Here is an 11,392-nt window from a genome sequence, read left to right as displayed (position 1 = left end):
TCTCCAGGGACCTGTAGCCCCGGGCGGCGCTCACGACGGCGGCCGGACCCCCACCCCATCGCACGTGCCCCACTGGTCGCCCGGTGCGACCCGTTCAAGCAAAGGGATCGACATGCTCACTCACCACCACCGCCGTCCGGTAGCGGCCGCGGCCCTGGGCCTGGCCACGATGCTCGTCCTGTCCTCGTGTTCCAGCGGTCAGGAGACGACGGGCGGCACCGCGGACGTCGGCAAGGTCGACGGGAAGATCTCCCTGACCTATCTGCAGAAGCAGGGCGACCAGGAGTACTTCATCGGCGAGGCCGCCGGCGCGAAGGCGAAGGCGAGTGAGCTCGGTATCGACCTGAAGGTGGTGAACCTGGGCAACGACGCGAACAAGACGGTGAGCGAGGCCCAGGCGGCCATCTCGCAGAAGAGCAACGGGCTGATCGTGGTCGTTCCCGACCCGGCCGTGGGCCCGCAGGTCGTACAGCTGGCGAAGACCGGCAAGGTGGCCCTCCTGACCTCGGACGACCAGATCTGCAGCACCGGCCCGGACCCCTCCGCCTGCGGCGCCGACGACCTGGTGCCCCGCATCGGCTTCAGCGGTGAGCAGATGGGCGGCGAGGTCGGCAAGCGGGCCGCCGAGGAGTTCAAGAAGGCCGGCTGGAACCCGGCGGAGACGCGGACCATATCGGCCTGGAAGCAGGACGTCACCGTGTGCACCGACCGTGTCAACGCCTCGAAGAAGGCGTTCGCGGAGGCCGCGGGCGCGCCGGTGCAGAACATCGACGTGCCGACGGACAACTCCCCGACGGGCGCGCAGGACAAGATCGCCGCGACGATCACCGCCAACGCCTCCGTGAAGCACTGGGTGGTCTGGGGCTGCAACGACGAGAACGTCCAGGGCGGGGTCACCGCCCTGGAGAACGCCGGCTTCACGGCCGACAACGTGATCGGCGTCGGCCTCGGCGCCTACCTCGCCTGCAAGAACTGGAGCTCCGGCAAGCCGTCCGGGATGAAGGCCGCGCTCTTCATCAACGGCCGGGACGTCGGCGCCCTGGCGGTGCAGACCATCTTCGACAAGCTCAAGAACGGCAAGGACTTCCCGAAGGAGGCCTTCGCCCCGACCAAGATGGTCGACGCCTCCAACTGGAAGGACGCGGGAGTCACCTGCGGCTGAGCCCGCGCCCGCGGCCAGGACGGGTACGGCCCGCCGCAGCGGCGGCCGTACCCGCCACCCGTCCAGACCACCACCACCGCCGCCGCCGCCCAGCAGCGTCGCCGGCACGAACGCCCCACGTAACCCCAGCTTGCGAGGCCCCCATGACCACAGCCGGTACAGAGCCACCCGCCCCCGCCCATGATCCCGGTGAAGAGATCTCCGTCGAGAACATCACCAAACGGTTCGGTGCGGTACAGGCGCTCAGCGGCGTCACGCTCGCCTTCCCCCGGGGTCGGGTGACCGCCCTCATGGGGGAGAACGGCGCCGGCAAGTCGACCCTGCTGAAGATCCTCACCGGTGACCACCAGCCCACCGAGGGGAGCATCCTCTGGGACGGGCGCCCGCGGACCCTGTCGTCACCGCACGACGCCCACAAGGCCGGGATCCGCATCATCCCGCAGGAGCCCGAGATCATCCCGCACGTCTCGGTCGCCGAGAACGTGTACGCGGGGGCCCTGCCGCGCACCGCCCTGCGCCGCCTCGACCGGGCGGAGCTGCGCCGCCGCATCACCGCGGACCTGGCCCGGCTCGGATTCGAGAAGGTCATCCACCCCGATCAACTGGGATCCGAACTCACCCCCGCACAACGCCAGTTGGTGGAGATCCTGCGGGCACTGACCGGCGAGGCCAAGGTCATCGCCTTCGACGAGCCCACCTCCTCCCTCTCCGAGAACGAGGTCGAAGCCCTTTTCGGCCTGATCGACCGGCTCCGGCAGCAGGGCATCGCCGTCATCTACGTCTCCCACCGCATGAAGGAGATCTTCCGCCTCGCCGACCGCATCGCCGTCCTGCGCGACGGCACGGTCGCCGGCGTGCTGGAGGCCCGCGACACCAACGAGGGTGAGGTCGTCCGCCTGATGGTGGGCCGCGACCTGTCCTCTCTGTTCGTGCGGCAGGACGTCGCCCGCGACGAGGTGGTCCTGCAGCTGGAGGGCGTCACCACGGACGACGTCAGCGATATCGACCTCCACGTCCGTTCCGGCGAGGTGGTCGCCCTGGCCGGGCTCATGGGAGCCGGGCGGTCCGAGTTGGCCCTCGCCCTCGCCGGCGACCGGCCCATCCGTTCGGGTCGTGTCTCCGTGAACGGTCGCCCCCTGCGTCTGCGCAGCCCCCGGGACGCGATCCGCGCGAGCATCGGGCTCGCCCCCGAGGAGCGCAAGGCCCAGGCGCTGTTCCTCCACCGCTCCATCCGGGACAACACTTCCCTGGTCAGCCTGGACCGGCTGCGCCGCTGGCGCTTCGTCCAGAGCCGCCAGGAGAAGGCGGTGGCGCAGGACTTCTCCGACAGGCTCCGCGTGCGCACCCCCTCGATCGAGCACGAAGTGCGCAAACTGTCCGGCGGCAACCAGCAGAAGGTCGTGCTCGCCCGCTGGCTGCTGCGCAAGCCCAAAGTCCTGATCCTGGACGAGCCGACGCGCGGGATCGACATCGGTGCCAAGGCCGAGATCTACCGCATCATCGCCGACCTCGCCCGGGAGGGGGTCGCCCTGCTGGTGATCTCCTCCGAACTCCCCGAGGTCCTGGGGCTCGCCGACCGGATCGTCGTGATGCAGAACGGTCGCATCACCGGCGAACTGGGCCGCTCGGAAGCCACCGAGGAAGCCATCCTCAACCTCGCCATGGCAGACGACCTCGCCCCCGTCGCATCCGACCGACCGCACACCGACTCCGCCGATGGAGACGCTCGATGACCACCACCCAGACGCCGGCCACCACCGAGAACCTCCCCGCTCCGGCGCGGAAGACCGGGGGAGCCCTGCTCTCCTCGCTGGGCGGGCAGAACCTCAGCCTGATCGGCGCCCTCGTCCTCGTCCTGGCCCTGTTCGGGTTCCTCAACGACAACTACCTCAGCCTCGCCAACATTCAGGTCATCGGCGAGGCGGTGACGATCACGGGGCTGCTCGCCATCGTCCAGACGGTCGTGATCATCTGCGGCGGCCTCGACATATCCGTCGGCTCCCAGGCAGGCCTGGCCTCGGTCGTGAGCGCCATGGTCTTCACGTCCGGCGGATCCAACCCCTACCTCGGTATGGCCGCCGCGATCGGCATCGGCATCCTCGTCGGCGTGGTCAACGGCGTCGCCATCGTCTACGGCCGGGTCAACCCCACCATCGCGACGCTCGCGGGCCTGGCCGCCTACAAGGGCGTGGCCCAGCTCGTCTCCGACGGCCGCGCGCAGGGCTACGTCCTCAACGACCCGCTCTTCGTCTTCCTTGGCCGGGGGAAGATCGCCGGGGTGCCGGTGATGATCTGGATCCTGGTCGTCGTGGCGCTGGCGGTGCACGTCATGCTGAAGTACACGGACATCGGCCGCAACATCTATGCCATCGGCGGCAACGACACCGCCGCACGCCTGGCGGGCATCAACATCAACAAGTACCTGGTGGCCGTCTACGCGCTCATCGGCGTGGTCGCGGCGGTCGCGGGCATCCTCCTGACCGCGCGGACCGGATCGGGACAGCCCGTCTCGGGAAGTGAGGGCCTCGAACTCAAGGCCATCACGGCGGCGGCACTGGGTGGCTGCGCGCTCAAGGGCGGCAAGGGCGGCATCGGCGGCACGCTCCTGGCGGTGGCGCTGCTCGGCGCGCTGGAGAACGGCCTGACCGTCGAGGGCATCAACACCTTCTGGCAGAACGTCGCCCAGGGCGCCCTCCTCGTCGCCGCCGTCGTCATCCAGCAGCGCCGCAGCGGCGAACGAGCCGTCGGCCTGCCCCACTGACGCGGCGCGCACGACGGCCGTGCGCCCGGTACGGTGAGGCCCGCCCCAGAAGGGGCGGGCCTCACCGGGCTGCGACCGTTTCTCCGGCCTGAAACGCGATCAATCACGCGGAGGGCGGGAGATCGGGGACGCGCCTTTCGATACGCGCCGCCGCTATTCGTCATGAGCTCGCGCGGGCAAAAGAGCGGGGACGGTCACCAGGACCGGTCGATCGGATACGCATCCCGGCAAATCCTCCCTCCGGTACGAAGGTTCGGCGAAGGTACTGTGAACCCCTTGCCCCGCCTTATTGGATGCAGTGTACAATTGATCTCTGTCTGGAATTCGCTAGAGATCATTGGGTGGGAATGTGACGGAGTCGGCACCGCTGGCGGCGCAGCGGCGAGAAGTGATCCTCGATACGGTGCGCCGCAAGGGGGCGGTGCGCGTTGCCGCGCTCGTGGAGCAGCTCGGGGTGTCCGACATGACCATCCGCCGGGACCTGGACGTGCTCGCGAGGGCCGGATCGGTCGAGAAGGTGCATGGCGGGGCGGTGAGTACCTCCGGCACCACGGCCGACGAGCCCGGCTTCGAGACCAAGTCCACGCTCAAGTCTGCGGCCAAGGCCGCGGTCGCCGAAGCGGCCGCCCAACTGGTGCAGCCCGGAAGCGTCGTGGCGATTTCCGGGGGTACGACGACGTACGCCGTCGCCCACCGTCTGCGCGACATTGCGGGCCTGACCGTGGTGACCAATTCCCTGCCGGTCGCGGAGCTGCTGCGGTCGTTCGGGAGAGAGGACGGCTCCGCGGCCCCGACCCTGCTGGTCACGGGCGGCGCCCCCACCAAGTCCGCCTCCCTGGTCGGGCCGCTGGCGGACCAGGCGATCCGCTCCCTCCAGGTCGACCTCCTCATCGTCGGCGCGCACGGCGTGTCCGAGCGCGCCGGGGTGACCACCCCGAACCTCGCGGAGGCGGAGACCAACCGCACCCTGATCTCCGCCGCGACCCGGCTGGCTGTCGTGGCCGATCACAGCAAGTGGGGCGTCGTCGGGCTGAGCCGGTTCGCCGACCTGTCCGAGATCGACTACTTCGTGTCCGACGACGGACTCGCCGAGCAGGCCCGCACCGTCCTCGGCGAACAGGTCGGCCGGCTGATCCTGGCGGACACCGCGGGGGCGCGAGAGCCGAGCGGCGCACCCGCGGCCGGTGACACCGCCCGTCAGGGCTCGAAGCGGTAGCCGAAACCGCGGACGGTGACGATGCGCTCCCGGCCGATCTTGTGACGTAATCGCTGCACGTGCACGTCGACGATCCTGTCGTCGCCGCTCCAGGGGGCGTCCCACACCTGCTCCAGCAGCGCGGATCGTGACAGGACCACGCCGGGTTGTGCTGCGAACGCGAGGACGAGTTTGAGCTCGGTGGGAGTGAGGTCGAGCAGGCGGCCGGCCCGCCGCACCGTCAGGCCTGCCGGGTCGATCCGCAGGTCACCGAATTCCGTTGCCGACGTCCAGGAGGACGTCGCGGCCGCCGTGCAACCGGCGGCGCGACGCAGCGCGCACCGGATCCGCGCCACGAGGACCGGAATGTCCAGGGGCTTCGTGACGTAGTCGTCGGCGCCCGCCTCAAGACCCAGTACGACGTCCACCGGATCGGTCCGGGCGGAGATCAGCAGCACCGGGGTACGGCTCTCCGCGCGGATGCGCTGCAGCAGGCTGACCCCGTCGAGGCCGGGCAGGACCACATCCACGACGGCGACGTCAGGGCGCAGTTCCCTGAAGAGGGCCAGCCCCTCGTCGCCGTCGACGGCCGCCTGCACCTCGTACCCGTAGCGCCGGAGAGCGAGCGATGTGGCCTCGCGCGACAGTCCGTCGGCCTCGACCAGCAGTATCGTCGTGGCCCCGCCCATCGTCCGCCTTCGCCCGTATTCATCCGCCGCCATGCGCGCCGGCACCCCGAAATCATTCAGAACCAAAACGGCATTTCTGCGCTCATGTGACGGGGTGTCGCAAGTTTGACAATGCATCAGACAGGTGTCAAGTAATTGTGGTGGGGGAGGGCCCTGGAAAAAGATTAGGCTGCCCGCCTCTTGAGGCGCCGGGCAGCGGTGCAATGTATTCGCCGGCACCTCTTGGCCGCATATGCGGGGTGGCGTTATGGTCCGCCGTACGGTCGAGCAGCTGGAAGGGGGGAACGGCGACAGTGTCGGAAGAAGGACGGCTTGTGGCCGGCCGCTACCGGTTGGTGCAGCGAGTCGGCCGCGGCGGCATGGGAACCGTGTGGCGCGCCGAGGACGAGCTCCTCGGACGACAGGTGGCGGTGAAGAAGCTTCACGTCCCCCCGCACGTCCCGGACGACACGGTCCGCACGCTCCACGAACGCACGCGCCGCGAGGCGCGCAGCGCGGCCCGGATCACCCACCCCCAGGTGATCGTGGTGCACGACGTGGTCGAGGACGAGGGCCTGCCGTGCATCGTGATGGAGTACGTTCCCTCGATCACCCTGGAGGAAGCGCTGGAGCAGCGGGGTGCGCTCCCGACGGCCGAGGCCGCCCGGATCGGCCTGGCCGTCGTCGCGGCGCTGCGCGCGGCCCACGACATGGGTGTGCTGCACCGCGACGTCAAGCCGGCCAACATCCTGCTGGGACGGGACGGCCGGATCGTCCTCACCGACTTCGGCATCGCCGCCGTGAGCGGCACCGAGACGCTCACCCGGACCGGCGAACTGGTCGGCTCCCTCGCCTACCTCGCTCCGGAACGACTGCGCGGCGGCGACGCCGGGGCAGCCGGCGACCTGTGGTCCCTCGGCGTCACGCTGTACCGGGCCGTCGAGGGCAGCCATCCCTTCGACCGGGGATCTCCGATCGAGACGGCGTACGCCGTCGTCAGCGACCCGCACGCGCGGCCGGCCGGCGGGAGCCCCCTCGTGCCCCTGATCGACGGGCTGCTCGTGAAGGAGCCGGAGCAGCGGACCGGCCTGACCGAGGCGGAACGACTCCTGCGCCTCGCGGCGGAGGGCGAGACCGCCGCGCGCGGCCCGTCGTCCACCCGGCTCTCCCGCGGCGCCCGCGCCACCCCGCGCGTACGCCGGGGCCTCCTGTGGTCCGGCGCGGCGGTCACAGCTGTGGCGTGTGCGATGACCGCAGCACTGCTCTGGTCCGGCGCGCTCTTCGGCGACGAGTCCGACCCCCGTTCGGGCGGTCAGGGAAGTACGGCAGTGCCGTCGTCCCCCGACGGCTACCGCCTCGAGGACGGCGGCGGCGGGGTGACCCTGCCGGTGCCCACCGGCTGGACACGCGACGAGCTGGCGGGAGGCGAAGTCGCCTTCGTCGACCCGTCGGGTCTCCTCGGGCTGCGCGTCAAGGCCGACGCGTTCGCGGGCGCCGACCCGCTGGAACACTGGCGCACGACCGAGGAGGAGCAGACGCGCCGTGACAATCCCGGCTACGAGCGCGTACGGATGACGACGAGCACCGTCCACGGCAGGCCGGCCGGGTACTGGGAGTTCACCTTCAACGGCAAGCTGCGCACGTTCCGGGCGGTCGAGGTGGCCTTCGCCGACGCGGCCGGCACGCAGTACGTCGTCTACTTCTCGGCACCGGACGCGGATTGGGCTCGGCACCGGCCCGTCTTCGACACGGCCGTCGAAGGGCTCCGACTCCCTACCTGAGCCCACAACCAAGCTGCACGTCACCGTGGTTGCCGGCTCGTCCGGCTCCCCGCTGTGCCCCGGCGGTCTCCGCCGGAGGCCTTGTCGGCTTCTCCGTCCCGTCCTGCCCCGGTCCGTCTTGCCGCCGCCGGCTGAAGTTTCCATCCCCCCTTCGTGCAAGGACGCATGCCCGTGCCCCACGCCGTACCGCTGTCATCCGCCGGCCGACCGGCCCGTCTCCTCATCGCCTGCACCACCGTCCTGCTCTTCGTCGGGGTGCTGCCTCCCCTTCGGCGTCCCCGGCGCTGTCGACCGGTCCGACTCCCACGGGATCGCCATCCACCTCCCCGTCCGCCCGGGCCGGCGAGGCGCAGGTCAGTGGTGACACCGCATCCGGTGCATCGGTACACGAGGTGCGGACCGACGCAATCGCGCACGGGGGCGCCGGTCGGATCGGCGTCGTCGGGAGTGCCGTGGGCGGTGCCGCAACCCTCGCAGGCGGCGCTTCCGTTCTACTGCGGCGGCGCCACGCGAAGGGTTCGACCCGCAGCGCACGCCGCCGGGTGCACACCTGACACGTTCACGCGTTGACTTTAGTTGTTTTCTGTTTACTCTTGTCGACGTATGGCTCGCGACAGCGCCGTACCGTACTCCGAGAGACGGGCACGTTTCCGTGAAGAGAACCTCGACGAAGCTCGCGGACGGCCGCGAGCTGATCTACTTCGACCTCGACGAGAGCGCCGAGCGCGACACGGTCGACCGGCGTGCGCTGGAGTCCGTCGACAGTCATCCGGAGCTGCGCCTGGATCTGGCGACCGGGGACTGGGTCACGATCGCCTCCCACCGCCAGGGGCGGGTCCACCATCCGCCGACCGACGCGTGCCCCCTGTGCCCCTCGGGGAACGGGCGCCACAGCGAGATACCGGCGGCGGACTACGAGGTGGCCGTGTTCGAGAACCGCTTCCCCTCGCTGGCGGGGCGCTTCGGACGCTGCGAAGTCGTGTGTTTCACGCCGGAGCACGGCGCGAGCTTCGCCGATCTGACCGAGGACCGCGCCCGGCTCGTACTTGACGCCTGGACGGACCGCACCGAGCGGCTGTCGTCCTTCGCCGGCATCGAGCAGGTGTACTGCTTCGAGAACCGCGGCGCGGAGATCGGCGTCACGCTCGCGCACCCGCACGGGCAGGTCTATGCGTTTCCCTTCGTCCCGCCGCGGACCGCCAAGATGATCGCCGTCGCCGCCACGCACCGGTCCGTCACCGGCGGGAACATCTTCGAGGACCTGCTGGCCGAGGCCCGGGCCGCCACCTCGCGCGTGGTCCTGGCGGGGGAGTACTGGACGGCGTTCGTCCCCTACGCCGCCCGCTGGCCGTACGAGGTGCACGTCTACCCCCATCGCCGCGTCCCCGACCTCACCCACCTCACGGAGGCCGAGCGCGCCGAGTTCCCCGTGATGTACCTGGAGCTGCTGCGCAGGTTCGACCGGCTGTTCCGGCAAGAAGGGGAGCCGGCTCGGACCGCCCCCACTCCCTACATCTCCGCCTGGCACCAGGCGCCGAAGACCGGAGGCCAGGAACTGGCGCTGCACCTGGAGCTGTTCACCGTGCGCAGGTCGGCGGGCAAGCTCAAGTACCTCGCGGGGGTCGAATCGGGCATGGATTCCTTCGTCAACGACGTGTCCCCGGAGGCCGCTGCCGCACGGCTGCGCGAGGTCGCGTCATGAGCCGGTACCTCGTGACCGGGGGAGCCGGCTACATCGGCAGCGTGGTCGTGGCCCACCTCCTCGCAGCCGGCCATCGCGTGACGGTGCTCGACGACCTGTCGACCGGCGCGCCCCAAGCCGTTCCGGCGGGCGCCGAGTTCGTCCGGGGTGGTCTCGGCCATGCCTCCGTCCTCCTGTCCGCCGACTACGCCGCGGTCCTGCACTTCGCCGCTTCCTCACAGGTGGCCGAGTCCGTACGGGACCCGGACAAGTACTGGCGCAACAACGTGACCGGTTCGCTGGAGCTGATGGCCGCCATGCGGCACGCGGACGTGCGCACTCTGGTGTTCTCCTCCACAGCTGCGGTCTATGGCGAACCCGAGCAGGTACCGATCGCGGAGGACGCCCGGACAGCACCCACCAGCCCCTACGGCGCGACCAAACTCGCCGTCGACCATCTGATCACCGGCGAGGCCGCCGCCCACGGGCTGGCCGCGGTGTCCTTGCGGTACTTCAACGTCGCGGGCGCTCACGCGGGCCTCGGCGAGCGCCACGCACCCGAGACGCACCTCATCCCGCTCATCCTCCAGGTCGCCATGGGACGACGCCCGCACATCGAGGTCCACGGCGACGACTACCCCACGCGCGACGGCACCTGCGTACGCGACTACATCCACGTCGCCGACCTCGCCGAGGCCCACCTCCTGGCTCTGCAGGCAGCCCCTCCCGGCGAGCACCTGATCTGCAACCTGGGCAACGGCCAGGGCTTCACGGTCCGGGAAGTGATCGACTCCGTGCGACGGGTCACGGGCCGGACGATCCCGGAGGTCGTCCGCCCCCGCCGTCCCGGCGACCCCGCAGTACTGGTCGCGTCCGCGGACCGCGCGCGCGAGCGCCTCGGCTGGCGGCCCCGCCGCACCGACCTGGACTCCATCGTGGCCGACGCCTGGACCTTCGCATGCGAGGTGACCGCATGAAGGAGGCCTTCCGGCGCATCTACGGCGCCTACCCGGAAGGGGTCTGGGCAGCGCCCGGCCGGGTCAACCTGATCGGCGAGCACACGGACTACAACGACGGCTTCGCACTGCCCATCGCCATCCCCCAGCACACCCTGGTCGCGGCGCGGCGGCGCCAGGACGGCCGGTTGCGGCTGCACAGCGCCCAGGGGGACGGTCCGGTCATCGACCTCCACGTCGACCGACTGACGCCCGGCGCCGTCACCACATGGGGCGCCTACCCGGCGGGGGTCGTCTGGGCGCTGCGCGAGGCCGGGCACCGGCTCGGGGGCGCCGACCTCCACATCGACAGCACGGTGCCCACCGGAGCCGGACTCTCGTCCTCCGCCGCGCTGGAGTGCGCGGTCGCCTTCGCCTACAACGACCTCTACGAGCTGGGCCTGAGCGCACCCGCCCTCGCTCTGATCGGCCAGCGTGCGGAGAACGGCTTCGCCGGCGTGCCGTGCGGGGCCATGGACCAGTTGGCCTCCGCCTGTTGCACCGCCGGTGCGGCCCTGCACCTGGACATCCGCGCCGGCGCCCACGAGCAGGTCCCCTTCGCCCCGGAGGCACAGGGGATGAGCCTGCTGGTCGTCGACACCCGTGTGAAGCACGACCTCGGCGACGGCGCGTACGCGGCTCTGCGGGCCGGGTGCGAGCAGGCCGCCCGGCTGCTCGGGCTGGCGGCACTGCGCGACCTCACTCCCGCGGACCTGCACCGGGCGGCCGCGGCGCTCCCTGCCCACCTGGTGCCCCTGGTCCGGCACGTGGTGACGGAGAACGCTCGGGTCACCGACGCCGTCGTCCGCCTTCGGGCCGGGCACCTGGCGGCGTTGGGACCGATCCTCACGGACGGCCACGCGTCGCTGCGCGACGACTTCCGGATCTCCTGCGCGGAGAGCGACCTCGTGGTGGACTCCGCCCTGGCGTACGGAGCTCTCGGGGCGCGCATGACCGGTGGAGGTTTCGGCGGGTCCGTCATCGTGCTGGCGGAGGAGGACCGGGTGGAAGCGATCGGCGCCGCTGTCACCACGGCGTTCCGTGCGGCCGGGTACCAGGCTCCGCACCTGTTCCCGGTCTCCCCGGCCGCCGGTGCCCGGCGCATTGTGTGAGAACGCGGTGAGGCCGGAGCCCTGCGACGTAGACTGT

General features: G+C 70.8%; 9 protein-coding genes. 8 read left to right on the top strand and 1 reads right to left on the bottom strand.

All coding sequences use genetic code 11. The annotated features are described in order from the left end of the window. Positions 1-112 precede the first annotated feature (112 nt). The 4 genes from OG373_RS03740 to OG373_RS03725 all read left to right on the top strand — a co-directional run bounded on the left by OG373_RS03740 (position 113) and on the right by OG373_RS03725 (position 5,139). Positions 113-1,162 (top strand): substrate-binding domain-containing protein, encoded by a 1,050-nt coding sequence (locus tag OG373_RS03740; protein WP_405435822.1) that lies wholly within the window; start codon positions 113-115, stop codon positions 1,160-1,162. Positions 1,163-1,305: 143 nt separating this feature from the next. Continuing rightward, complete coding sequence (locus tag OG373_RS03735; RefSeq protein WP_405435820.1) at positions 1,306-2,895, top strand: sugar ABC transporter ATP-binding protein; 1,590 nt, start codon at positions 1,306-1,308, stop codon at positions 2,893-2,895. Further along, complete coding sequence (locus tag OG373_RS03730; protein ID WP_405435819.1) at positions 2,892-3,923, top strand: ABC transporter permease; 1,032 nt, start codon at positions 2,892-2,894, stop codon at positions 3,921-3,923. The genes OG373_RS03735 and OG373_RS03730 overlap by 4 nt, the downstream gene beginning before the upstream one ends. Positions 3,924-4,272: 349 nt before the next feature. Beyond that, a complete protein-coding gene (locus tag OG373_RS03725; RefSeq protein ID WP_405435817.1) occupies positions 4,273-5,139 on the top strand; it encodes a DeoR/GlpR family DNA-binding transcription regulator in 867 nt (288 codons plus the stop codon). Here OG373_RS03725 and OG373_RS03720 read toward each other — a convergent pair. Then, positions 5,121-5,807, bottom strand: a complete 687-nt coding sequence (locus tag OG373_RS03720) for a response regulator (RefSeq protein WP_405443924.1) — start codon at positions 5,805-5,807, stop codon at positions 5,121-5,123. The genes OG373_RS03725 and OG373_RS03720 overlap by 19 nt on opposite strands. A gap of 314 nt (positions 5,808-6,121) precedes the next feature. Here OG373_RS03720 and OG373_RS03715 point away from each other — a divergent pair, with 314 nt between their 5' ends. From OG373_RS03715 to galK, 4 genes are all read left to right on the top strand, one after another. After that, a complete protein-coding gene (locus OG373_RS03715) occupies positions 6,122-7,567 on the top strand; it encodes a serine/threonine-protein kinase (protein WP_405435815.1) in 1,446 nt (481 codons plus the stop codon). 652 nt (positions 7,568-8,219) lie between these two features. Beyond that, complete coding sequence (gene galT / locus OG373_RS03710; RefSeq protein ID WP_405435814.1) at positions 8,220-9,269, top strand: galactose-1-phosphate uridylyltransferase; 1,050 nt, start codon at positions 8,220-8,222, stop codon at positions 9,267-9,269. Continuing rightward, entirely contained in the window at positions 9,266-10,225 is a 960-nt protein-coding gene (gene galE / locus OG373_RS03705) for a UDP-glucose 4-epimerase GalE (RefSeq protein ID WP_405435812.1), read from the top strand. Before galT ends, galE begins: the two co-directional genes overlap by 4 nt. Continuing rightward, positions 10,222-11,355 (top strand): galactokinase, encoded by a 1,134-nt coding sequence (galK, locus tag OG373_RS03700; RefSeq protein WP_405435810.1) that lies wholly within the window; start codon positions 10,222-10,224, stop codon positions 11,353-11,355. Before galE ends, galK begins: the two co-directional genes overlap by 4 nt. The last annotated feature ends 37 nt before the right edge of the window (positions 11,356-11,392 follow it).

Origin of the sequence: Streptomyces avidinii (assembly GCF_045161815.1) — a bacterium.
Lineage (GTDB): Bacteria > Actinomycetota > Actinomycetes > Streptomycetales > Streptomycetaceae > Streptomyces > Streptomyces avidinii.
The sequence above is the reverse complement of the archived record's forward strand: the minus strand, read 5'-3'. Positions and strand labels throughout refer to the sequence as shown.